21 protein-coding genes are annotated in these 23,362 nt (G+C 47.0%); 10 read left to right on the top strand and 11 right to left on the bottom strand.

Annotated elements, in window-relative coordinates; genetic code table 11:
* Nucleotide 1: 1 nt before the first annotated feature.
* From H5T88_01135 to H5T88_01100, 8 genes are all read right to left on the bottom strand, one after another.
* Nucleotides 2-724, bottom strand: coding sequence for a hypothetical protein (locus tag H5T88_01135; protein MBC7328943.1), 723 nt, complete (start codon nt 722-724; stop codon nt 2-4).
* 65 nt (nt 725-789) lie between these two features.
* Nucleotides 790-1,671, bottom strand: coding sequence for a hypothetical protein (locus H5T88_01130; GenBank protein MBC7328942.1), 882 nt, complete (start codon nt 1,669-1,671; stop codon nt 790-792).
* Between the two features lie 32 nt (nt 1,672-1,703).
* Entirely contained in the window at nt 1,704-4,826 is a 3,123-nt protein-coding gene (locus H5T88_01125) for a hypothetical protein (protein MBC7328941.1), read from the bottom strand.
* Nucleotides 4,816-5,925, bottom strand: a complete 1,110-nt coding sequence (locus H5T88_01120) for a M20/M25/M40 family metallo-hydrolase (protein ID MBC7328940.1) — start codon at nt 5,923-5,925, stop codon at nt 4,816-4,818. The genes H5T88_01125 and H5T88_01120 overlap by 11 nt, the downstream gene beginning before the upstream one ends.
* 12 nt (nt 5,926-5,937) lie before the next feature.
* The gene (locus H5T88_01115) at nt 5,938-7,092 is read right to left on the bottom strand and encodes a GNAT family N-acetyltransferase (GenBank protein ID MBC7328939.1); all 1,155 of its coding nucleotides are present in this window, start codon (nt 7,090-7,092) and stop codon (nt 5,938-5,940) included.
* Nucleotides 7,089-8,042, bottom strand: a complete 954-nt coding sequence (locus tag H5T88_01110; GenBank protein ID MBC7328938.1) for a transketolase family protein — start codon at nt 8,040-8,042, stop codon at nt 7,089-7,091. Before H5T88_01110 ends, H5T88_01115 begins: the two co-directional genes overlap by 4 nt.
* Nucleotides 8,026-8,880 carry a transketolase gene (locus tag H5T88_01105; GenBank protein ID MBC7328937.1) on the bottom strand — a complete coding sequence of 285 codons (855 nt, stop codon included), beginning with the start codon at nt 8,878-8,880 and terminating at the stop codon, nt 8,026-8,028. The genes H5T88_01110 and H5T88_01105 overlap by 17 nt, the downstream gene beginning before the upstream one ends.
* 8 nt (nt 8,881-8,888) lie before the next feature.
* A complete protein-coding gene (locus H5T88_01100; GenBank protein ID MBC7328936.1) occupies nt 8,889-9,416 on the bottom strand; it encodes an archaemetzincin family Zn-dependent metalloprotease in 528 nt (175 codons plus the stop codon).
* A 300-nt stretch (nt 9,417-9,716) separates the two neighbouring features.
* Between H5T88_01100 and H5T88_01095 the strand changes: the two genes are divergently transcribed.
* The 8 genes from H5T88_01095 (at nt 9,717) to H5T88_01060 (ending at nt 17,459) form a co-directional block, all read left to right on the top strand.
* Nucleotides 9,717-9,956 carry a DDE-type integrase/transposase/recombinase gene (locus H5T88_01095; GenBank protein ID MBC7328935.1) on the top strand — a complete coding sequence of 80 codons (240 nt, stop codon included), beginning with the start codon at nt 9,717-9,719 and terminating at the stop codon, nt 9,954-9,956.
* A gap of 46 nt (nt 9,957-10,002) precedes the next feature.
* Entirely contained in the window at nt 10,003-11,013 is a 1,011-nt protein-coding gene (gene mltG, locus H5T88_01090; GenBank protein ID MBC7328934.1) for an endolytic transglycosylase MltG, read from the top strand.
* Nucleotides 10,992-11,525, top strand: a complete 534-nt coding sequence (locus H5T88_01085; protein ID MBC7328933.1) for a YqeG family HAD IIIA-type phosphatase — start codon at nt 10,992-10,994, stop codon at nt 11,523-11,525. The genes mltG and H5T88_01085 overlap by 22 nt, the downstream gene beginning before the upstream one ends.
* Nucleotides 11,526-11,531: 6 nt before the next feature.
* The gene (locus H5T88_01080) at nt 11,532-12,401 is read left to right on the top strand and encodes a shikimate dehydrogenase (protein MBC7328932.1); all 870 of its coding nucleotides are present in this window, start codon (nt 11,532-11,534) and stop codon (nt 12,399-12,401) included.
* Between the two features lie 52 nt (nt 12,402-12,453).
* Nucleotides 12,454-14,199, top strand: coding sequence for a type II secretion system ATPase GspE (gene gspE, locus H5T88_01075; protein ID MBC7328931.1), 1,746 nt, complete (start codon nt 12,454-12,456; stop codon nt 14,197-14,199).
* An 82-nt stretch (nt 14,200-14,281) separates the two neighbouring features.
* On the top strand, nt 14,282-15,358 hold the full coding sequence (locus H5T88_01070; protein ID MBC7328930.1) for a type IV pilus twitching motility protein PilT: 1,077 nt from the start codon (nt 14,282-14,284) through the stop codon (nt 15,356-15,358).
* Nucleotides 15,359-15,385: 27 nt separating this feature from the next.
* The gene (locus H5T88_01065) at nt 15,386-16,630 is read left to right on the top strand and encodes a type II secretion system F family protein (protein ID MBC7328929.1); all 1,245 of its coding nucleotides are present in this window, start codon (nt 15,386-15,388) and stop codon (nt 16,628-16,630) included.
* Nucleotides 16,631-16,646: 16 nt separating this feature from the next.
* Nucleotides 16,647-17,459, top strand: coding sequence for a prepilin peptidase (locus H5T88_01060; protein ID MBC7328928.1), 813 nt, complete (start codon nt 16,647-16,649; stop codon nt 17,457-17,459).
* Between the two features lie 43 nt (nt 17,460-17,502).
* Here the strand turns inward: H5T88_01060 and H5T88_01055 are convergent, their stop codons facing one another.
* From H5T88_01055 to H5T88_01045, 3 genes are all read right to left on the bottom strand, one after another.
* Nucleotides 17,503-18,108 (bottom strand): hypothetical protein, encoded by a 606-nt coding sequence (locus tag H5T88_01055; protein ID MBC7328927.1) that lies wholly within the window; start codon nt 18,106-18,108, stop codon nt 17,503-17,505.
* A 92-nt stretch (nt 18,109-18,200) separates the two neighbouring features.
* A complete protein-coding gene (locus H5T88_01050; GenBank protein ID MBC7328926.1) occupies nt 18,201-18,959 on the bottom strand; it encodes a DUF1559 domain-containing protein in 759 nt (252 codons plus the stop codon).
* Nucleotides 18,960-19,195: 236 nt separating this feature from the next.
* Nucleotides 19,196-19,381, bottom strand: coding sequence for a ferredoxin (locus tag H5T88_01045; protein MBC7328925.1), 186 nt, complete (start codon nt 19,379-19,381; stop codon nt 19,196-19,198).
* Between the two features lie 88 nt (nt 19,382-19,469).
* On the opposite strand from H5T88_01045, the gene H5T88_01040 reads away from it, so the two are divergent.
* Together H5T88_01040 and H5T88_01035 are read left to right on the top strand one after the other, a co-directional pair.
* Entirely contained in the window at nt 19,470-22,766 is a 3,297-nt protein-coding gene (locus H5T88_01040; GenBank protein MBC7328924.1) for a hypothetical protein, read from the top strand.
* Between the two features lie 307 nt (nt 22,767-23,073).
* A complete protein-coding gene (locus H5T88_01035) occupies nt 23,074-23,328 on the top strand; it encodes a transposase family protein (protein ID MBC7328923.1) in 255 nt (84 codons plus the stop codon).
* Nucleotides 23,329-23,362: the final 34 nt, after the last annotated feature.

Below are 23,362 nucleotides of genomic sequence, written 5' to 3'. Positions count from 1 at the left end.
CTCATTCTTCTCCTATGCGGAAGAATTTCTTGGCGTTTTGGGAGGTTATGAGCGAGATTTCCCTTTCGGAGATTCCGCTTGCTTCAATCAAACGCAAAACGATTGATTGGGGGAACAAGGGGAAATTGCTCCCCATTATTAGGCGATGCGCTCCCAAAAGCTCACAGGCTTTCTTGATATCCTGAGGCAGTAGATAGGGATTAACGCAGAGGAAAATATTCGGGCAATTCTTAGCTAGCTTTAGTGCTTCATCCCATTCCGAAGTTTTGATATCTGTTAATAAGAATTGCATAGTTGCGAAATCGTTTGCCAGTTTCTGGGCAACGGAGTAGTGCTCAGAAGGGAAGTAGCAGACAAGGGGCTTAACGAAGCGCCGATAAGCATTGAGGAGCTCCAAAACCGGCTCCTCATACCATTCCATGCCCCAGTATTGGGGGGAGAAATGGAGGGCTAAGAATTTGTCGTGAGGGAGGTGCTTCCTCATATCGGAAATGGAGTGCTGAATATAATAGGGATTGGCTGACAGATAGCCATAAAGGCAATCCGAGCCATCCACTATCTGCCTGAGGAAGTGATTTCCCTCAAGGAAATTGTAGAAGTAGCCAGTGAAATGGGTGAGGATAGAGAAGCTTATGTTGTTCCTTTTCATCTCTTCCAAAACAGCTTCAGGAGAAGCGGAGAGGGAAGGGTTCAGGTTTCCGATAAAGGAATAAGCGTCTATCATCCATTTACCTCCTATTCATTTTTAAATTTATACAGAAAAAAGAAGCTAATGGCAATCTTGGGGAATTATTTAGACCTAATAAAACAAGCTTGAGGGATCCTTAATTTCGCCCTTATTTCTTCGCTATTCTCAATAAACTCTTTCGTTTTCTCATCTCTATAACCCGAGCAATAAGGCAAGGATGGAAGATTTGAACGGAAGAACCTATTCATTTGCTCAACGAACAACTCTCTTATATATTTTCCGAAAAGGGAGGCGAGTTTGATTGGGAAATACTTACTATCTCCCTCCTGAATGAAGTGGATTTCGCCGAGGGAGGGGAAAAAGTAAACTACCTCTTCTTCCTTCCTTTCGCTCTTAAAAGGAAATGCCTTTAGATGATGAAAATAACACGGATAATTTTTAGTCGTTCCAATTGCTCCGCAAAGAAACACGATTTCTTCTTTATATTTCTCCCTAAAATATCTTATCAGCTCCTCAAAAAGGAGATAATCTATGTGGTTTTTATTATAGCTTTCAAGTCTTCTGTTAAGCTGAGCGGGGCATAGGGCTATGCTCTTCACTTCTATCAATTCCCCATCCACTTCCTTTAAATATATCTCTGCCTTGCTTTTTCTTATTCCCGCTTCCTCACACCAATTTGGGATAACGAAATCGGGTTTGCAGTGGGGGAAGGGGGAAGCACAGGTATAATCCTGAGTTAAAAGAAGTTCATTGAATAACTCTTGAGGATGGCGAGGAAGATAGCCTTTAAGTAAAGTGAAAAATGAAAGGACAATATCCTCACCTTCGCCCATATTTTCACCCGAGCGGAAAATCTCCTTGCTCTCCTTCAAGCTCCCAGCGAGAAGGGATTTGAAATTCTTCACAGAAACCAGAGCTGCCGTTGCGACAAGGGGACCAAGCACTGGTCCCAAGCCATTTTCATCAATTCCCACAACGAGCATATTCAGTCATCTCCTATAAAGAATATAAGCGCTTAGCGTAAAAGAGCAAGGAGGCGCTGAGCAGATTTCCTCACACCCGAAGGGTCGCTCCCCGTTATGAGAATGACATCTTTCTCAAGGGAGAAGGGAGAACAAGCGTATTCCAAAATTCCTCTCCCTTTCCCGGGGAAGTAGTTGTTCGCGACCATGGGCAAGATGGAAGCCCTCTGCAAGGCTTGAATAAGGATGCTTGAGTTATCCGTTCCAACAAGGATGAGGTTTTCATCCACCTCAAAGGCATCGGGGAGGGTTGGTGGATAGCCGTTTTCCCCAGCCCATACCCGCAGCTTTAGCCACGGCTTTCTCCTCTTCTCCCTTTCCTCTATTGTCAAATCAACCCACTCCTCCCCTTTCCTCTCCACTGCGGGAAAGACCTTTGGATACCTCCCCCTTCTCCAAACCAATCGCTCCTCTCTCAACTCGGCTGAAATTCCTTTAGCCTTAAGACCTTGGCAAAGCTCTTTGGCAACAAGCTTTTCCTCTTCGCTTGCCTTTTCCCCAACTACGACGAGTATCTTCTTATCGGAAAGAAGAAGCGAACGGATCGCCTTCTCATCAAATATCAGGACATCGGGAATGGGTTTAAGCTTGGGAGCTGGGCCCGAAGGGACATTGACCTCAATTGAAGATTCCTTCCCGCTGAATAATTCCTTTACCTTCATTTTCCATATGCCTATTTCATCGGTATAAGAAAGGGGTATATGCTCCCGATAAATTCCCTTGCTATCGGTGGAACGCCAAATAGTCGTTTGTTTTCCTTTAGGGTCTTCTATCATTATTTCTAATGGCAGAGCCACGGGAATCCTCCGGTTTCCCTTACCATAGCAACCAGCTTCTATTTCAATAAATCTGCCTTCTCTTTCAATTAATCGCGCTTTTGCCTCCACTCCCTCTATAGGGGAAGGCAGAACAGCGATTATTTTCATCTCCGTGGGCTCGAAATCAACCGATAGCTTTGAGCCTGGCATTAATAAATGGGCTTCATGCTTATACCAATCCCTTCCTCCAATTATGTAAACAGCCTCCCCCTTGCGAAGCGAGTTGAATTTTAAATTCACCCCCTTCAACTCATCCCAATCTGACGCAGGGTAAACCTCTATCTTTTTTCCATCCACTTCCCTTTCCACTGGTTCCGAATCCGATTTTTGGGAATCGTTAAGCAAAAGATAATAGCGTCCTTCACCGCTCACCCACTTCCCGGGGATGATTCCTCTCCTGTCAAACTCTATCTCTGGTTTCCCTAAAACCTGAACAAACCAAGTTGCTAAGATTTCGGCGTATCTATCAAGCAGGGAATCGCTTACTGTCTGTCTCATTAGCTTGCTTCCCTCCAAATAATCCCCCTTGCTGAAAAGCGCCTGAGCATCCTTCTCGATCTTCTCAATCTCCCCTACATAAGCGGACATATCCACTGCAATTTTCCTTATCCCCAATTCTGGTGGAAGCCAAGTGGTTGTTAAATCGGCGAAAATAACGCCGCCTTTTCTCCGAAAACCGATGAGCTCGCTTAATATTTCTTCGGGTAGCTGATGCTTTATCCCAACAAGGAAGAGGACCTTCCTTCCCTCTAATCCCCTCTCCGGCAATTCCCATTCGTGGATTATATCCACAGTATAACCAGCCCTTCTGATGGCGTGATATAAAGCATAGCACTCATAAGCATAATCCCTTGAAATGCGATATATTTCATCGTTTGGAACCTCGCCTGCTTCTCTCAGACGCATAGATGCCTCAGTGAAGGAGTATAAAACCCCTATTTGATGACGGGCGGGCAAAGTAGCCAGGATGAAATCGCCCAACCTTTTTATCCTCTCTATTGAGGGCTTGAGATTCTCTGCCTTCTGAAAATTGAGATGCCAAAGCATCCCCACCCCATCCATAACTGCGTAGTTTGTAACCATTTCCGCAAGGGAAACCTCATCGGGATTATGGGGGACAAAATAGGTGGTATTGGAGGCAAAATGAAATCTCTTGTCCCTTCTACCTACCCTCTCAGGGGCGAAATTCCAGGACTGTTCCGCTACTCCTCGCCAGAACATAAATGAATGAGTAGTAGGCACATCATTCAACCTTTGAGCGAAAGGATTGGTTCCATCGTTGATGTCCCATGAGACATAGATATCCTGCCCCCAAGGGAGCTCATTTGCTACCCTCTTGATATGTTTTTTTGCCTCCCGGAAGAAATCACTCATAATATTTGCTCGCCAGCGCATCCAGGATAGCCACTCCTTGGGCGAAAGTTTGCGAGGGTCAGAGGGGAGAGGTTTTTTATTCAATTTTTCATAAGCGGAGCGTTGGAAAGCATCGGGAAACAAGGTGAGAATCTGCCCAGAATAAGCCCCTTCTCTTACCACACCATAATTCAAACCAGGCTCATCCATACCACCTAAGGAGGCGATAGAGGATAGGAATCTTCTCGCTTGCTGGGCTCCCAACTCCGCTCTCTGCATAGCGATTTCCCTTATATGAGGGTCAAGGAAGGAAGCGTTAGCCTCAAACGGCTGATGGAGGACATATCCGCTCCATAATCCCTGCCAAACGAAACCCTTCAATCCATTTGCTATCAGCCTTTCCACTCCCTTTTCAAAAAGGGAAGGGGTTAGCGGGTCGGGTAGGAAATTTCCCTCTCCATCCAATTTCGCGTAATTGTAAAGGTCGAGGGGAGCCAGATTCGCCCCTATTCTCGCATTCTCCTCCGGTGAAGCGGTTGAGCCTATGAGAAAATGGGAAGGAAATAGGGTTGAAACGATTTTAATCTCTTCCTCACCTATCGTTTTCCCATCCAATTGGGCAACCAAGCGATAGTTCCCCGGCTTTAGGGTAAATGGAGGCAATTCCCAAAGAAGAGTTTCCCCCTTCCCAATCATTTTCCTCTCCTTTAGAAGCAGGATGCTAATAGAGGGAGAATCTTTCTCTATAGCTAAAACGGAAAGCTTTCCTTCCACATCGGTAGAGGAGAAAAGTCCAATGAGAATCCTTTCATTTTGCCAAAACGCTTTCCTTGGCTCGCCAATAAACAACTTCGCCTCAAAGGAAAAGAGGAACTGGGAGGGTAGGATTAAAAAGAGGGTAAAGAACAGAGACCGGCGAAGGCTCTTCTCTTTTCTATTTAGCATTAACCGCTTCAATTGCGATGTTGTAAAGAAGGATGGCGGAAAGCTCAAGCTCTTTCAGATTTATCGTTTCCTCTGAAGAGTGGGGTTTGTGGGCGCCAGCTCCCATAATCAAGCTCGGTATTCCTCTCTCGTTGAAGACATTTGCATCCGAGCCGCCTCCTCCATCCTCCAAACGAAGAGATAATCCCGTCCTTTTGCTCGCTGATAGCAGGAGTTGAACGGGGAGGGACTCCGGAGTGAGGCGAAATGTATTGTATTCTCTTTCCACTTTCCAGATGACATCACCGCCTTCCTTCTTCACCTCTTCAAAGCAGGAAATCATATGTTCAACCTGCCTTCTTAATTTTTCCTCGTTTCTGCTCCTCGCCTCTCCCAAAACCTCTACGAGATCGGGAACGATATTCCTCGCCTTTCCGCCCTTTATCACCCCGATATTCGCCGTCGTCTCCTCGTCTATCCTTCCAATTCTCATTTTAGCGATTGCCTTTGCGGCAAGCTGAATGGCGTTTATCCCCTCCTCGGGGTGAACGCCTGCATGTGCCGACTTCCCCCTCACGAAAAAGGTTACCTGCTCGTGTGAGGGAGCGGAAACGATGGCAACCTGCGGTTCCCCTCCATCCAAAACGAAACCCGCTTTCGCCTCCAACTGTGATACATCCAATGCTTTCGCACCCTCCAATCCCGTCTCCTCGCTTATTGTGAAGACAACCTCCAGAGGAGGATGGGGAATTCCCTTCTCTATAAGCGCCTCCACTGCTTCAAGAATAGCCGCTACCCCCGCTTTATCATCTCCTCCCAATATGCTCGCTCCTTCCTGCTTTATTACCCCATCCTCTATCCTAATCCTCATCCCTTCCGTGGGCGCTATCGTGTCCATATGAGCATTGAACAGAATTGGAATCCCCTTTCCCTTTCTCTTACCTATTATGTTCCCAACCTCCCCCTGCACTACCGAGCCAGCGGAATCCTCCCAAACATCAAATCCCAAAGAGGCTAACTTCTCCTTGAGAAATCTCGCTATTTCGCCCTCCCTTTTGCTCGGGCTATTTATAGAAAGAAGTTTCAGAATGGTTTCCCTTAATCTCTCTTGGTTTATCATTTTTCCTCCTTTTTAAAAAGCATCAAAGGAATAGAACATGGGCTTGGTGGGAGGGAAAAGGCGAGTGAGTTCAGCAGGAAGGGAAAGGATTTCCTCATCCTCAAAACCGGCAAGGAGTTTTATGAAGACTTTCTGAGAAATTTCAATGGGAGAAATTGAGGATGGAAGCGAATCCTCTATTGCAACTTCTCCATCGTTCACCTTCAATGTCGCTCTATGTCCCTCAACATCAAGGGGGAATATGCCTTTAATTCCCTTGGAACGACGGCGGAGAATGGGGGATATCGCTCTAAGTAGCGAGGCGAGATTGATTATCCGCCACATCGCTCCCTTCCCATACTGCACTTCAGGCTCGCCCAAGAGATTTCTAATTCCCTCCAAAATGAATTCTTCAAATGGAAGGTGAATGGTGCAGGAGCTCCGTCCATTCTCTACAGCGCGCCTAATGGCTTCCTTTAATAAGGGATTGAAAACTTCTTCCTTCCCTTTCAAACAACCAAATTCATTGATATAAAAAGGCTCCGTCCCCGCTCCCTTGCTGAAGCGTATATATGCGAGGATTTCAGAATCCTCTTCATACACCAAAACCTCTTGATTATGTCTCCACTTCCAAATCCATCCCCTCATATAAGCTTCATCCCGCACAGCTGTGAGGTTTCTATTTTCGTTGAACTCGTTGTAAATTCTCACTATTTTAGGGATGTCCTCATCGCTATCTTCCCTTATGTTCGTTTGGGGAGGTAAGTCTTTTGGCAAGGAGGGGATATGAAGATAGGGGAAGGGGACTTCGCGCCAACCGAGGCGCTCATAGAATGGCTGAATTCCCGTGAAAAGGAGGGAGAGATGATAGCCTTCTGTCTCCATAAGCCTGATTGAATCTTGGAGGAGGGCTGTGGCATACCCTTTCCCTCTGTGTTTCGGATGTGTGCCTACATTTGCGATGCCGCCAAGCAAAATAGTCTGGTCCTCTATGCGAAGGATTTTCTTTACAATCTGAACCGTGCTTACCAAAACGCCGTTTTCCTCCCACACCCGTGTATATTCAAGCTTATAATAGGGGTCGCCATCATAGTAGGGAGGAAACCATTCAATCTCGGTGTCTGGGAAAGCGGATTTCAAAAGGGAAAGCAATTGCTCTCTTTCCTCTCTTCTCACTCCTCTAATCATTTTCTTTCTTCCTTCCTTTTTATTGCCCTGATGACCGCCTCTTTTATATCCTCAGGTGAGAGATTGTATTTTATGAGAAGGTCCTTCCAAGGACCTGATTCTGCAAAGCGGTCCTTCACGCCAACTATTTCCAGGGGAGCGGGGAATTTCTCTACCATCAGTTCAGCTATCGCCGAGCCAAGCCCACCGATGATGTTATGTTCCTCCGCCGAGACAGCGCAGCCGGTTTTCCTTAGGGAATTTAGGATTGCCTCCTCGTCCAAAGGCTTTATCGTGGAGACATTTAACAATTCCGCATCTATTCCCTCCTTCTCCAATAGCTCAACTGCCTGTAAAGCCTGCCAGACCATAAGACCGCAAGCGAATATGGAGACATCTTTCCCCTCTTTGATGACATTTGCCTTCCCGATTTTGAATTCGTAGGAATCGTCAAACAAGATTGGAATGTCGGGACGCCCAAGACGGAGATATACCGGTCCCTTCCATTCAGCGGAAGCAAAGACAGCCTTCCTCGTCTCCGTCGCATCGGCGGGAACGATTACCGTCATATTAGGGATTACCCTCATCAAGGCTATATCCTCTATGCAATGGTGGGTGGGACCATCTTCCCCTACAGAAATCCCCGCGTGGGATGCGGCGATTTTCACATTTAGGTTTGTGTAGCCGACGGAGAGCCGCACCATCTCCCATGCTCTTCCCGCTGCGAATATAGCGAATGTGGAGGCGAAGGGAATCTTGCCAGTTGTCGCCAGCCCCGCGGCGCAGGAAATCATCTTGCACTCGGAGATGCCCATATTGAAGAAGCGATGAGGGAACTTCTTGGCAAATATGTTCGTGTAAGTGGATTTGGAAAGGTCGGCGTCAAGCACAACGACTTCCTCTTTGAGCTCTCCGAGCTCCGCAAGGGCTTCCCCATAAGCTCTCCTCGTTGATTTAACAGCTTCCTTCATCTTTCATCAACCTCTCCAGTTCCTCTCTAAGCTCTTTGAGGGCTATTTCTGCTTCATCTTTAGAAGGAGCTTTGCCGTGCCAATCAACTTGGTTTTCCATAAAGGAAACCCCCTTTCCCTTTATCGTGCGAGCGACGATGAGCGTCGGTTTTCCCGGCACTATCCTCTCGGGCGAAAGCGCCCAGAGGATTTCCTCAATGTTATGTCCATCTATTTCATAGACAGTCCAGCCAAAGGAACGGAATTTCTCGGAGATAGGAGCGATTTCCATAATTTCCGAGACCCTTCCATCTATTTGCAGATTGTTATAGTCCAAGATAGCTGTTAGATTATCAAGATTATAATGGCTCACTCCCATAGCAGTTTCCCAAACTATCCCTTCCTGGCATTCCCCATCCCCGAGCATAACGAAGATACGCCCCGGGTTATTATCCATCTTATATCCCAATGCCATACCGAAAGCAGCTGCGAAACCCTGTCCAAGTGAGCCGCTTGAAAACTCAACACCGGGAGTCTTATTCATATCTGGATGTCCTTGCAGAATGCTGTTCAGCTTTCTCAATGTGAAGATTTCCTCCCTTGGGAAGTATCCTGCCTCGGCGAGGGCGGCATAAAGGGCAGGGCAGGCGTGCCCCTTGCTCAAAACGAATCTATCCCTCTCTCGCCATTTTGGGTTTTTAGGATTATGTCGCATAACGGAAAAGTAAAGGCAGGCTATGATATCAGCACAGGATAAGGAACCGCCTGCATGCCCTGAACCCGCTGCTGCGAGCATCTCTATTATATCTATCCTCAGCTTCGTAGCGATAATCTTTAACTCCTTTATCTTGTCATTCATCTTGGCGCTCACCTTCCAAAGAAATTATCTTTCAGCTGGGCTTGGCAATTCTCGCAGAAAAGGGCTCCCTTTATATCTGTATCCCAAATTGAATTGGAGAAATGCATCACACAGCGCCTATTTGGACAATGACGCAAGCCAAATGTATGTCCAATCTCGTGAGTTGCTTCCTTTACTGCTCGCTCCAAAAGGATTGCATCGTTTGGTGGCTCACCCCAAAATTGGGGATAAAGCCTATAGAGGCTTATTAAAGCACGGGTTCCCATAAACTCAGCCTCACCAAATATGAAATTGTAGCCCGGAACAAATAGGTCAAGGTCGCATACCCCTAACACCCTTTCCCCTTCATCACATGAGGGAAGGTTGTGAAGGATGATTGAGGCGTTGTATCTTTCTCCCACCTTCGCCTCCGGAGGGGGAGCAATGGTTTCCTCACTAATGGAACAGGGGAAGGAGATTATCCTGAAGAGTTCCTCCTTGAGATAAGGGAGGATATCGCATCTTAAATCGCCAACGGGATAAATCTTAATCCTCATCAATTCTATTTTACACTAAAGAAAATTTTATTTCCAGAGAAAATGGTAAAAGATAGTACCACTCTAATTTGAATAATTTCAAAAAGATATTGGAATATATAGATAAGAGGAGAGATTTGAAAGGAGAAGATATAGTTAAGTTAAAGATATACAAAGACTCAGGTTATAACCCCGCAGCGCTCCGACCTCTCTCAAGAAGACCTAAAAATCCAAGAAAAAGAAACTGGGATATAAGAGTGATACAATATAAAAGGGTAGAAGAATAGATGTTGTCTCAAGATTTGGTTATCCCCCTTCCCTGTGAGGTGTGTTCAAACGGATAACGGGAGCGAGTTCGCGGGAGAATTTGAAGATTTTCTCAGGAATAAGTGTATCATCCATTTCTACACTCATCCAAAGAGACCGCAAGAGAGCGGCTATGTGGAGCGATTCCAGAGAACTATCCAAGAATATTGCATAGATGTATACCCGCTGGACTCAACGGATATAGAGGAATTTAATAACCAGAGGAGTCTCAAATGTTATGGAATTATACACTAATCTTTGATAATTCGTCAAAATCATTTATAATCTAAAATTGGCATAGATGAAACGCTATAAGCTGAGCGGAAAAGAAGGGGTAAAGCTTCTCTACCTCCTTTTATCTTTTTTCCTCTTGCTCTTCTTCCTTTCTCTGCTTCCCGTGGGGAAAGGCGAGCGAAAGGATATAGAGATAAAGGAGGGAACATCTCTTTTTTACATAGCGGATGAATTAAAGAGCGAAAAACTTATAAGGAGCAAATTTTCCTTCGTTCTCCTTGCCCTCCTAACGGGTAAAGGGAGGAAATTGAAGGCAGGATTTTATGAGCTTTCCCCAGCTCTTCCCTCATGGAAGATATTGGGCATCCTCGCCGAAGGCGAAGTGAAGAAAATCAAAGTAACCATTCCTGAGGGCTTCAGTATAAGGCAGATAGGGGAGAGGCTGGAAAAAGCTGGCATAGTCTCCGCTAAAGAGTTCGTTCATCTCGCTACAAACGCTCCCCTTACCCTCAGAATGATAGTGGGCGCTCCCTCCGGTAATCTGGAGGGATTTCTATTCCCCGATACATACTACTTTGCAAAAGGGGAAAGCCCCGAGAACATTTTGAAGGCTATGCTATGGAACTTTCGGAAAAAGGTTCTGGAGAAGGTGGAAAGAGGCGGTGAACTTCCATTTTACGACGCGCTAAAACTTGCCTCCTTAGTTGAATGGGAGGCAAAGCACGACGAGGAAAGGAGGCTGATAGCTGGTGTCCTTCTAAATAGATTGAGAAAGGGAATGAAGCTTGAATGTGACGCTACAGTTCAATATGTTTTGCCCAGACATAAGGAAAGAATCACATATAAGGATTTGGAGATAGATTCCCCATATAATACCTATAAGGTGAAGGGATTGCCTCCAACCCCAATATGCAACCCCGGACTTCCATCCATAGAGGCGGCGCTGAATCCTGAAGACACGCCTTTCCTCTTTTATGTAGCTCGTCCAGATGGTTATCACATCTTCTCTTTGACCGCTGAGGAACATTTCAAGGCTGTAGAGAGGGCGAGAAGGCTTTGGCAAGGGGAAAAGGGATAGTCCCTCACTTTATTTATCCTTCCCTTTGGGAGGTAGAACTTGAGAAGCTTAAAGAGCTGGGAATAAAAGCTATCCTGCTTGACCTTGACAACACCATAGCTTTGGGAGGTAAAAGCGAAGTTCCTCAAAAGGTAAGAGCTTGGATAGAGGAGGCAAAGGGGAAAGAGTTCAAGTTGTGCATCTTTTCAAACACTTTCAAGATGAGGAGGTTATGGAGGATAAGCCTTGAGTTAGGAATTCCATATGTAAGGGGGAAATTCAAGCCGAGAAGAGGTGGTCTGAGAAAGGCGTTAAATTACCTTGGAGTGAAGCCTAACGAAAGCGTTATGATAGGAGATAGATTATTGACAGATATATGGGGAGGGAATAGAGTCGGTATGTGGACGATATTAGTGAAGCCGTTGGAGGGAGGTGCAGGAATTATGACGAGGCTTTTCTATTATCTTGAGCGGTTCCTTCTCCGGCTCGCAATTAGGGAACATATTGAGTCTTATTTTCGTCAAAATATATGAAAGGATATGGAGCGGACAGTTGAAATAGATTTAAGAGCAAAATTTATAAATGCCACCACGAAGGTGGTAGGGGTTATTGGTTATCCCATTTCCCACTCCCTATCCCCTCAGATGCATAACTCTGCCTTCTCCCATTTAGGTCTGAACTATATCTATGTTGCCTGGGAAGTAGCTCCCCCAAACCTAAAGCTTGCAATGGATGGGGTGAGGGGATTGGGGATAGTGGGTTTGAATGTGACGATTCCCCACAAGGAGAAGGTGAGTCAATTCCTTGATGTCCTCAGCGAGGAAGCTGAAATGGTGGGAGCAGTTAACACGGTGCAGAATCTCAATGGTAAGCTCATCGGTTATAATACCGATGTTGAAGGATTTAAGAGGGCGTTGAACGTGGATGTTAGGGGGAAGAGAGCGGTTCTATTGGGAGCGGGAGGAGCGGGGAGGGCTGTCGCTTATGCCCTTGTTTCATCTGGGGCAAGTTGTATAATACTGAATAGGACAGAGGAGAAAGCGAGAGAATTGGCTGAGAAATATAAAAATCTTGGCGCGATAGAAGGGAGAGCATTAACACCTTCTAATCTGAAGGAAGCTATGAAAGGAGCGGATATTCTAATAAATGCTACATCCTTAGGAATGAAGGGGGAGGAGATAGAAGGAGTGAGCGAGCTTTTAAAGGAGGGGATGGTGGTGATGGATTTGGTTTACAATCCCAGGGAAACCCCGTTATTGAAGGCTGCGAGGGAAAGGGGGGCGGAGGTTGTGGAGGGATGGAAGATGCTCCTCCATCAAGGGGCTTTTTCCTTTGAGATTTGGACGGGAAGGAAAGCACCTTTAGAGGTTATGGAAAAGGTATTGCAAAAAATTTTGTTTGATGTATAATAGGAAATGATTTACTTAAATACCCTAAAAAGGGGCGTGAGCAGTTATGGCAATGATGAGAAAGGATATAGGCGAAATACTCCTTGAGCAGGGAGTTATAACTCCCGAGCAGCTCAAGGAGGTGCGTGATGTTGCTAAGGCAACTAAAGGAGACATCAAGAAACTCCTTATAGACCTTGGCTACGCGAATGAGGAACAAGTTTACAGCGCCTACGCTCAACAACTGGGGTATCCTTACATTGATTTCAGCAAGGAGCGTATAGACCCCAGCGCTGTAAATCTTGTTCCCCAACATTTCGCCCAGCGTTACAATGTCATCCCCGTGCGAAAGATAGGGGACAGAAAGCTATTGGTCGCTATGGCTGACCCAACGAACATCCTTGCCATAGATGACCTAAGGCTCGTCACTGGCTTGGAAATAGAGCCAGCAGTAGCAGTGCCTGAGATGATAAGCGAGGCTATAAATAGGCACTATCGTGGGGAAACGGCGCCCACGCCGGCTGTTTTAACGGAGACCGCCGCTGGAGGTGGTGGTTTGCCAACCGCCGTTCAGGAGGCTATATCCACACTTAGAGCAAGGGGAGAAATTTCCGCTGAGGAGGAAGAAGCGATTAGAGTTGCTGAGGAGGCACCAATCATAAGGGCGGTTAACGCCATAATCCATCAAGCGATAAGGGAGAGAGCCTCCGATATCCATGTTGAGCCAGAGAGAAGAAGCGTGAGGATTAGATATAGGATAGATGGCATCCTTCATGAGGTTATGAATCTCCCCCGCTTTCTCCATCCGCCCCTCACCTCAAGAATAAAGATTATGGCTGATATGAACATCGCTGAGCGTCGTCTCCCCCAGGATGGAAGAATCCCCATAAGGACACCAGACGGCAAGGATTACGACCTGCGTGTCTCTTGCATCCCCACCATCACCGGGGAGAAGATAGTGATGCGAATACTTGATAGGCAGAGCCCCTTGATTGGATTGCACAAGTTGGGCTTCTTCCCCGATACATTCGCTGCCCTTGAAAAGCTGATAACTCATCCCCACGGCATTATCCTCTCAACTGGTCCTACAGGGTCGGGGAAAACGACTACCCAGTACTCCATCTTGAGCAGATTGAATACAACCGAGGTGAACATAATAACGATTGAGGACCCAGTTGAATACCAGCTGGCGGGAATTTATCAGGTGCAAGTCAATACCAAGGCAGGTCTTCTCTTCAGTAACGCATTGAGATATTTCCTCCGCCACGACCCGGACATAATAATGGTAGGAGAGATAAGAGACCTTGAAACCGCGGAGATAGCGATTGAAGCTTCCCTTACAGGACACCTTGTCCTCTCCACACTCCACACTAACGATGCCCCAACAGCTGTAACTCGTCTCGTTGATATGGGAGTTGAGCCTTTCCTAATTTCCGCTTCCTTGATAGGAGTCCTCGCTCAGCGCCTTGTTAGAACCCTCTGTCCTCGCTGTAAGGAACCATATAAGCCGCCAGTTGAGGGGCTGAGGCGTTTGGGTCTTACCCCTGAGGAAGTTGAGGGAGTAACTTTCTATAGGGGAAGAGGTTGCGAGTATTGCCGCCACACCGGTTATTATGGAAGAACGGGTATATTTGAGCTTATGGTGGTGAACGAGGAGATAGCGGAGCTGATTGTGAGGAGGGCGCCTCTTTCTGAAATAAGGGAAGCAGCTAGGGCGGCTGGGATGAAGACCTTGATGGAAGATGGTTTGCGGAAAGCTATGGCGGGAATAACAACGATTGAGGAAGTGCTCCGCGTGGCAGCAACGGTAGGATTCTAATTAAAGGAGGTAAGAGAGTATGGAGAATCGCCCAGACCCAATCGCGGAAAAAGAAGTCGGTCGCCAGCTACCATTAGACGATGTGCATATAGACGACCTATTGAGAATAGTGGTTGAGAAGGGGGCTTCCGACCTCCATCTTGTAGTGGGAGTTCCACCCATCATAAGGGTGGATGGGAAGCTCATTCCCACGCCCTATGAGAGGGTCAAGCCTTCCCAGGCGCAGAGGTTGATTTATGACATCCTAAGAGATGACCAGATTCAAAGATTTGAAAGCGAATGGGAACTGGACTTCTCCTATTCCCTAAGCAAAATAGCTCGCTTCCGCTGCAATATTTATCGGGATAGGGGCAATGTAGCGGGAGCCTTTCGCCTCATCCCCGCTCGCATCCCAACCATAAGGGAGCTCAATCTCCCTCCCATTTTGGAGGATATAACTCGCAAACCTCGTGGCTTGGTCCTCGTAACAGGTCCCACGGGCTCGGGTAAATCCACTACCCTCGCCGCTATGATAGGTGTGATAAACTCTGAGCGCAGTTGTCATATAATAACGATTGAAGACCCAATAGAATATATCCATCCCCACAAGATGTCCATCATAAATCAAAGGGAAGTGGGACATGATACGAAAAGCTTCGCAGCCGCTCTTCGCAGTGCCTTGCGCGAAGACCCCGATGTAATACTTGTGGGGGAGATGAGGGATTTGGAGACAATGGCAACCGCTATAACAGCGGCTGAGACAGGACACCTTGTCCTCGCCACCCTCCACACGAACAACGCTGCCCAAACGGTTGAGAGAATCATAGATGTTTTTCCGCCCTCCCAGCAGGACCAAGTGAGGGTTCAATTGGCAAATACGCTTGTGGCGGTGATATCCCAGCAGTTGCTTCCCCGAGCCGATGGACCCGGCAGAGTCCCCGCCTGCGAAGTTATGATTTGCACCCCCGCAATTCGCAATCTCATAAGGGAGATGAAGTTCCATCAGATTCCCTCAATAATTCAGACGAGCGGTGAGATAGGAATGCAAACAATGGACCAGTCCCTAAGAGACCTTTATATCAGGGGACTGATAACCTATGAAGAGGCAATGAGCCGGGCGATAAATCCCGATGAGCTTAAGAAATTAATCGCCAGTTCGGGACCAGTCCGCCCGAGATGAAAGATTGAAAAAAGGAGGTGAGATAATATGCCAAACTACGAATACGCAGCGCGAGATATATCGGGGCAGATAATAAGAGGAAGAGCCGAGGCTGAGAATGAGAAGGTATTGGCGCAGAGGCTTGCTAGGGAAGGATATAAGGTCGTTTCTATAAGAAGGGAGAAGATAGCGGGAGCTGGCTTCGCGCTGCCATTCATCGGCGGCGTTAAGATATCCGACCTCGCGATATTCAGCAGGCAGTTCTCAACGATGATAGACGCAGGCGTAACCCTCGTTAAGGCGCTCTCTGTCTTGGAGGAGCAGACGACGAGCGGAACTCTTCGCAAGGTGATAAATCAGGTTCGCAGGGATGTTGAGGGAGGCGAAAGCCTCTCAAGAGCAATGGCAAAGCATCCTCGCGTCTTCTCCGACCTTTATGTAGGGCTTGTTAGGGCTGGTGAAGTCGGTGGCGCGTTGGAGGAAGTCCTCCAAAGAATCGCCAAGTTCTTAGAAGATGACCTCGCCCTGCGGAGGAAGGTCAAGGGAGCTTTGACTTACCCAATCATAGTCGTTGGCTTCGCTCTTATGATTATCCTCGTCCTTGTCACCTTCGTCGTGCCAAGGTTCATCAATATGATAGCGGAGATTACCCAGAAGACGGGAGCGGAGGAGGAACTCCCTCCTCTCACAAGGGCTCTAATGAACTTCAGCGATTTCGTCATTCATAAATGGTACTGGATAATCGCTATCCTGGTTGGGTTATTTATTGTCTATCGCGTTTTGAAGAGCACCCGCTGGGGCAGAAGAGCCTGGGATTTCATGATGTTGAAAGCACCCGTAGTCGGCAAGCTCTCCCATAAGCTCGCCCTTGCCCGCTTCTCCCGCACACTTGCCACCCTCCTTGGCTCCGGCGTCCCCATCCTTCAAGCTATGGAAACCACCGCTGGAACCGTCGGCAACTCCATAATCGGCGACGCGATTTTGGAGGCAAGAGCCCGCATCCGAGAGGGTGACCCAATCGCTGGTCCTATGCAGAAGAGCAAATACTTCCCACCCATGGTCGTGCATATGGTCAGCGTTGGAGAGGAGTCCGGTGCGCTTGACGATATGCTCATTAAAGTCGCAGAGTTCTATGAGCAGGAAGTTGATACCGCCATTCAGTCCCTCTCCGATGCCATCCAGCCTGTCGTTCTCGTCCTCCTCGGAGGCGCTGTTCTCGTTATCCTCATCGCCCTCTGGGGTCCCATTATAACGGTTCTCCAGAAGATAGGAGAGCAAGGCGGCGGAGGGTAAAGCTTAAAAAGAATAAATGGTTCCTCTTGTTCTGGCAGGCGCCTTTATCTTCGGCGCGGTGGTTGGAAGCTTTCTCAATATGCTAATTTGGCGCCTGCCAAGAGAGGAATCCATCGTCTTCCCACCTTCCCACTGCCCCAAATGCAACGCCCCACTCCGCCCCCTCGACCTAATCCCTATCCTCAGCTATTTGATGCTTAAAGGACGATGTAGATATTGTGGGGAGAGAATAGAGCCACGCTATCTAATAGTTGAATTAGCCTCCTCCAGTTTATCACTCCTCCTTGCATATAGGTTTTTGATTTATGATTACGAACCCTATCTTCTTCTCCTCTACCTCCCATTCAGCTTAGCCCTTATCGCTGTCTTTTTCATAGACCTCCAGCACTACATAATACCCGACCAGCTCTCCTTTTTTACGATAGGATGGGGCATCCTCATAAATGGGATTATGATTTGGCAGAAAAGGGATGAGCTTATGTGGGGTTTTCTTCCGCCCGCGATATTCTCCGCTTTAGCCATGGCGCTTCTCGTTGTTCTGATAGATTTGATTGGGAGGAAGATATTTAAGAAGGAGAGTATGGGCGGAGGCGATGTGATGTTGGCGGGTGGGATGGGAGCTTGTTTGGGTTGGAAGAACGCGCTTGTCGCTTTTTTCCTTGCTGTCTTAGTGGGGGCAATATGGGGGATATGTTTGATATTGAGAGGGAAGAAGGAATGGGGAACTTATATTCCCTTTGGTCCCTTTTTAGTTATAGGGAGCATAGGGGCAATATTTTTTGCTTCCTCGCTAATAGATTTTTATTTAACATTAGCGGGGTTTAAATAAAAATTTTGGGGGCGGGAGGCTTTGCCTCCCGCCCCCTTTTTAGTTATAGCTCACACTGCCCGTAGCGTAGCCTTCCTCCTCGCATCACGGAGTATAGCTGGTCCCATTTCATCCACTTAACATGTCCATCAGCAAAGCCTATGTTAGCTCCTCCGGAGTGGTAAGTGTGGTCATCAGGATCCGGAGGAATGTCGCCAGAAGGTGGACAGCCACAGCCATACCAGTCCGTCCAAGCGGTCCTGCGGAAGAAGAACTTCTGGTCATTCCAATAGCCTCCAAGCCAGTGGCAAACGGACTCTCCAACGACGAAGGAATCGGCGGGATACTTCATAGCTGCAAGACTTCCCTTTCCACCGCAATTCAGAGCAACAGGTTCGCTGAAGCCGTAGTTAACTCTGATGTTAGGTGTGTTCCAGACTGGGTTTCTCCAGCGGATGACATTGCAGATGCCCTGGCTCCATCCCTGGCTTGGACAAGCAAGGACTTGAACATTCTTCAAGTATGGGTAAATGCCATCCAGCCAGTCCGAAGCAGCTGGGTTCTCCACACCGCCAGGGTGAAGGTCTCCCCAGCTAGCGTAGGGGAACCTCTCATCCCAGTCTTGAGTGTACATCATCATCGCCGTCATAATCTGCTTCATATTCGACATACAAGTAGAAGCTATTTTATACAATCAAAGGATGTGGGGGAGCGGGAGGCTCTGCCTCCCGCTCCCCCACATTTCCTTTCAGCTACTCATCATCAATACCATTCGTCCTCTGGCAGGTAGACAAGCGGTCCTCCGTAACTTCTCATCTTTATCTGGTCCCATTTCACCCACTTAACATGTCCATCAACGAAGGCGATAACTGAACCACCGGTGTGGCGGGTATAATCATCGCGCATAGCCGGCAAATTGATGCCACTAAGACAGCCACCGCATGCATCTGAGGGAGGTTGGTTGGCGAGTATATAGCGAGCTATATAGCCGGGTGAATTCGGGGTAGAGCCGGGCCAGCTTCCGGTCAGAGAAGCACGACAATCACCGAGAAGAACAGTTTCTGCAGGTTTCTGCCATTGGGCTAAGGAGGTCCTACCCCAACCGCTTATAACCTCGTTTATACCGTAACTTATTGGGAACTGGGGGTACTTACAATCTTCACAGCACCTTCTACCTTTTGGACCACCGTCGGGGCAACGGTTATCGGAGGGGCAGACATAGACAGCCTCGTTCTTCACATAGGGGAAGGCAGCGAGGTACCAAGGGAGCGGCGTTGCGGGATTCCCGCTTACAGGAGGATTACCTCTATCACGACCCCATCGCCAATCTGGGAAGTTTTCGTCCCAGTCTTGTGCATACATCTGCAAAGCCTGCGCTAACTGCTTCATATTGCTTACGCAGGCAGCTTTACGCGCCTGCTCTCTCGCACGGCTGAAAACTGGGAAGAGAATTGCCGCGAGAATAGCGATGATAGCTATGACGACGAGCAGTTCAATGAGCGTAAATCCTTTTCTTTTCATTCTTTCTCACCTCCTTTCTCTTTGGATTTTTGCTTTAAAAATATGAGAGGGACAGAGCTCTCCTCAAAACTTCTTTTTAGAATGAATTATTTCTTACTTTGACTGACGATAACTATTATATTCTCAATCTATAGTTTGTCAACACAATGTCAAAATACTTAACCCAGAATGAGCGTAGGGGGAGATTATTCATCTCTCACCAGAGACAATAATCTCCCCCTATCGCCCTTCGAAGCTTACTCCTCTATGCTGATAGCCTCAGCGGGACAGGAGTGGGCTACATCCTCAAGGTCGCAGGCTTCAAAATCTGCATCGGGCAAAACATATGCCTTGCCCTCATCGTCCAAGGCGAAGACCTCTGGACAGCTCTCCTCACAGAGCCCGCAACCTATGCAAAGCTCTCTGTCTACCTTCACTTTCATCTTAACTCTACCTCCTTGAAAAATTTTTTCAAAAATATTACTATACCTTTATAAGTTTGTCCACTATTTTTTCAGGAGGAGAGATAAAATGAGATTTTGCCTCTCCCTATTCACCTCCCTTGCTTTGCTATTCGCTCAGCCTATAAATCCAAAGGAGGGTGTGAATAACCTTTTAGAGGCCTATCCTCGCTGGGGATTTATCATAAAGGGCGAGAAAGAGAGATATATGCCACCCTATTGGTATGGAAGATTTGAGTCAACGGGAGCTGATTGCTATCCCCAAATGAGGGAGAGAGATATCACTCCCTGGTTCATCCATCCACCCTGGCGTGGTGTCACCGGTGAAACCTTCGCGGAATGGGAACTTATTCTCCCTCAAGTGAAGCCGATAACGATTCGTTTGAAAGTAGCCCTATCCCAGGGAGCGCTCCCTGCAAGCGATGGGGTAATCTATAAACTGTTGGCTATAGAAGATGGGGAAAGGAAAGAAATCGCCAGTGTTTTCTGCAGAAAAGAGGAATGGGAGGAAAGGGATTTTGATATATCAAATCTCGCGGGGAAGAGGATAACCCTCAGATTGGTGGTGAATCCCGGTGAGAAATGGAATACGACAAACGATTGGGCGAGGGTAGGTGAGTTGAAAGTCATCGTAGGTAATGAGGAAGAAGCGAGATTATGGGAGGAGAAAGAAAAGGAGGAAAAGCGAAAGGAGATATTAAAGAGATATGGGGAGGAAACCGGTGATGTCAGAAGATTTTGGGGAATAGGAGCGAAAAATCCAAGACCCTCTTGCCCATCGCCCTTCCAAAACAAAATTGAAAAGCTTTCAAACGGTTCATATAAATTCAGCTATAAAGGAAAAGATTGCCAGATAGATTACATTTTCTCCCCACCATTTTCATCTCTGAACAATCTGCTTGTATTTTTCAATGGAAAGGAGATAGAGGGACCCTGCTTTATGGGAGGCGTGAGCTTGGTATTGAAAGGCGAGGTAGTTGATTGGGCAAGGGAAGATGTTAAAAAGGATATTGAGGTTAAAATTGTGGAAAAAGGCGTTGAGGAGTGGGAAGTATGGGAGTTTAAGGGGGAAAGGGGAGAATTTAAAATCAAGGCGACGATAGAAGGGAAGTCCTTGAGATTGGAGTTCTCCTCAGAGAAGCCCATCGTCAATGCGATAAATATAGCGGTTCCACCCTTTAGAAAGGTATTCATTCCCTTCCTCTTTGAGGGACAAGCCGAAATAGCCTATGTTGAGCCCCTTTTCTTATCCTCCTTCTGCGATTGGTGGGAAACCCAGGCTTCAAGCATAGGCGGCGATGGCTCTTCCCCCACATATATCCCGAAGACCAACGGAGAGCGAAATCCCGCAAGGGAAATCTTCTATTTAACCGCTTCTCCCATTCTTGACGAGGTTCTCCCCAATATCCCCAATCCAGCTTCCCCCTATCTGGAGGAGCTCTCAAATAGGCTTGTCTTGGATATTTGGACGGGAAAGTTCGCCGATGATAGGAAATATCTACTGGAATTGGAGAGATATGGGATAAACAGCCTGCTCGTCATCAAACACGAATGGCAAAGGGAGGGATATGACAACGCATATCCCACAACTATGCCCGCTAATAAATCGCTTGGTGGTGATGAGGAACTGAGAAAGTTATGCGAGGAAGCGAAGAGGATAGGGCATAGGTTCTGTGTTCACGAGAATTATTACGATTATTATCCTAACTCCGAGGCATTTAAATATGAGGATGTTGCTTTAGACCCGGAGGGGAATTATTTAAAAGGTTGGTTCAATGGGGCGGTGCCCATCCAAGCTCTAATTTTAAAGCCCTCAAAATTCCTTTATTACGAGAAAATCTTCTCTCCCGAGATAAAGAGGCGATATGGTGTGAATGCTGGCTACTTTGACATTATGCCAAGCTGGAATGTGGATTACGATGCGAAGGCTGAGGGCGCGGGAAAGATTAGCTATACCCATAGAGTAAATGTGCAAGCCTACGATTTCCTGCGAAAGACATATAATGGTCCAGTCGTCTGCGAGGCAAGCGACTTCACTGAGGCGGGATATTACGATGGCGGCTCAAATTACGGTGTGAATCGCCGTCAAATCCCCATGCTTCCCGACTTTGAACTCCTCAAGGTTCATCCGCTGATGCTCAATCACGGGATGGGATATTACGAGCGCTGGCTGATAGATGGCTATTCCGACCCATCATGGTATTTTCGTGTGCCAACCGAGGAGGAAAGGGACGAATATAGGATAATGACTCTCGCCTTTGGTAGAATCGGATTCTTGGGGCACCAATTGATGTTCAGCGTTCACGGTTTGGCTAAAGAGTATTTCCTCACTCTGCCTATTCAGAAGAAGTATGGGACCTTTATGCCGAGGAGGATTCTCTACGAAGTAGATGGGAAATGGATAAGCTCCTCGGGAGCGATTCTTCTCGGCAATATGGATAGGTTATTCATTGAATTTACCAATGGCTTGAAGCTTTTCCTCAACAGGGGAAGGGATGACTGGAGAGTAGGGAATTATATCATTCCTCAATATGGATTTCTTGCGGAGGGAGCGGGAGTTCTCGCCTATACCGCAAGGCGTGAAGGCGTTATCGTTGATTACTCCGAGGATGAGGAAGGGATTTTCTGCGACGCCAGGACGCAGACATATCTTCCCAAAATCAAGCGAATCTTCCCTTCTATTTCAAATTTCAAGGACCTGGGAGACGGGAGGTTTGAGATAACTTATAGATGGAGAGTTGAGGATGAGGTGGGTGGAGATTTCGTTGCTTTCGTCCATTTCACCGACCCTCAAAGAAATACCATCGCCTTCCAGCAAGACCATAATCTTCCTATTCCAACAAAAGATTGGAAGAAAGGGATGGTAATAGAAGATGGTCCATATACGATAGAGGTGCCCAAGGATAAAGAGGGAACTTTCCCAGTCTATCTTGGGCTCTATAATAAGGAGGGGAGAGTAACACTTGGAAATGGGAGGGATAGTTTTTTGGTGGGTAAGTTGGAGGTGAGGAGAGAGAATGATAGAGTGAGGATTGAGTTCAATGAGGAAGCTGGAGAGGATTTAATGGAGAAGTATCTATATCGTTTGAATAAAGAGGGGAGAACGATTGATTTTGGGAAGGTTGTAACAGATGGCTGTTTGAGGATTGAGAAGAGGGGAAATTCCCTTCGGATAATCCCCATTCCCATTGGGCGGGAATGCTCCGTGGGGTTGCGATTGGGAGAGTTCAAAAAGGAATGGGAGAAGGTCAAGGTTAAGGCGTTCGGGGAGGATGGAAGGGAGTTAGGGGATGTTGAATGGACAAGGAAAGGCGATTTACTGCTTTTCCAGGCGAGTAAAGATGCCTGCTTTTATGAGCTTCTTTGACAAGTTAAAATATTAGAGCGCCCTTTGATACCACTCTTTATCTCTCACATAGGGGGCATTTAAAATATCAGAGAGAAATGCAAGGGCAAATTGCACAATTTCACAAAGATATTGGAATTATACAAAGAAGCACAGTCTATAGATGGAGAAAGATATACAAAGACGCAGGTTATAACCCCGCAGCGCTCCGACCTCTCTCAAGAAGACCTAAAAATCCAAGAAAAAGAAACTGGGGTATAAGAGTGATACAATTATAAAAGGATAGAAGAATAGATGTTGTCTCAAGATTTGGTTATCCCCCTTCCCTGTGGGGTGTGTTCAAACGGATAACGGGAGTGAGTTCGCGGGAGAATTTGAAGATTTTCTCAGGAATAAGGGTATTATCCATTTCTACACCCATCCAAAGAGACCGCAAGAGAACGGCTATGTGGAGCGATTCCAGAGAACTATCCAAGAATATTTCATAGATGTATACCCGCTGGACTCAACGGATATAGAGGAATTTAATAACCAGAGGAGTCCCAAATGTTATGGAATTATACAGCGATTTGCCATATCTTGAATTTTTCATTAAAATCTTATTGAAACCCTGCTCC

The sequence above is a fragment of the bacterium genome, assembly GCA_014360495.1.
Taxonomy (GTDB): Bacteria; Armatimonadota; JACIXR01; order JACIXR01; family JACIXR01; genus JACIXR01.
The sequence above is the reverse complement of the archived record's forward strand: the minus strand, read 5'-3'. Positions and strand labels throughout refer to the sequence as shown.

Excerpts from the sequence above, each read along its gene's own strand:
- H5T88_01045 (MBC7328925.1), bottom strand. The coding sequence starts at position 19,381 with ATGAAAGTGAAGGTAGACAGAGAGCTTTGCATAGGTTGCGGGCTCTGT.
- mltG (MBC7328934.1), top strand. The coding sequence starts at position 10,003 with ATGAAACGCTATAAGCTGAGCGGAAAAGAAGGGGTAAAGCTTCTCTAC.
- H5T88_01080 (MBC7328932.1), top strand. The coding sequence starts at position 11,532 with ATGGAGCGGACAGTTGAAATAGATTTAAGAGCAAAATTTATAAATGCC.
- H5T88_01110 (MBC7328938.1), bottom strand. The coding sequence starts at position 8,042 with ATGAAGGAAGCTGTTAAATCAACGAGGAGAGCTTATGGGGAAGCCCTT.
- H5T88_01135 (MBC7328943.1), bottom strand. The coding sequence starts at position 724 with ATGATAGACGCTTATTCCTTTATCGGAAACCTGAACCCTTCCCTCTCC.
- H5T88_01040 (MBC7328924.1), top strand. The coding sequence starts at position 19,470 with ATGAGATTTTGCCTCTCCCTATTCACCTCCCTTGCTTTGCTATTCGCT.
- H5T88_01115 (MBC7328939.1), bottom strand. The coding sequence starts at position 7,092 with ATGATTAGAGGAGTGAGAAGAGAGGAAAGAGAGCAATTGCTTTCCCTT.
- H5T88_01125 (MBC7328941.1), bottom strand. The coding sequence starts at position 4,826 with ATGCTAAATAGAAAAGAGAAGAGCCTTCGCCGGTCTCTGTTCTTTACC.
- gspE (MBC7328931.1), top strand. The coding sequence starts at position 12,454 with ATGATGAGAAAGGATATAGGCGAAATACTCCTTGAGCAGGGAGTTATA.
- H5T88_01120 (MBC7328940.1), bottom strand. The coding sequence starts at position 5,925 with ATGATAAACCAAGAGAGATTAAGGGAAACCATTCTGAAACTTCTTTCT.
- H5T88_01100 (MBC7328936.1), bottom strand. The coding sequence starts at position 9,416 with ATGAGGATTAAGATTTATCCCGTTGGCGATTTAAGATGCGATATCCTC.
- H5T88_01050 (MBC7328926.1), bottom strand. The coding sequence starts at position 18,959 with ATGAAAAGAAAAGGATTTACGCTCATTGAACTGCTCGTCGTCATAGCT.
- H5T88_01060 (MBC7328928.1), top strand. The coding sequence starts at position 16,647 with ATGGTTCCTCTTGTTCTGGCAGGCGCCTTTATCTTCGGCGCGGTGGTT.
- H5T88_01105 (MBC7328937.1), bottom strand. The coding sequence starts at position 8,880 with ATGAATGACAAGATAAAGGAGTTAAAGATTATCGCTACGAAGCTGAGG.
- H5T88_01065 (MBC7328929.1), top strand. The coding sequence starts at position 15,386 with ATGCCAAACTACGAATACGCAGCGCGAGATATATCGGGGCAGATAATA.
- H5T88_01130 (MBC7328942.1), bottom strand. The coding sequence starts at position 1,671 with ATGCTCGTTGTGGGAATTGATGAAAATGGCTTGGGACCAGTGCTTGGT.
- H5T88_01055 (MBC7328927.1), bottom strand. The coding sequence starts at position 18,108 with ATGTCGAATATGAAGCAGATTATGACGGCGATGATGATGTACACTCAA.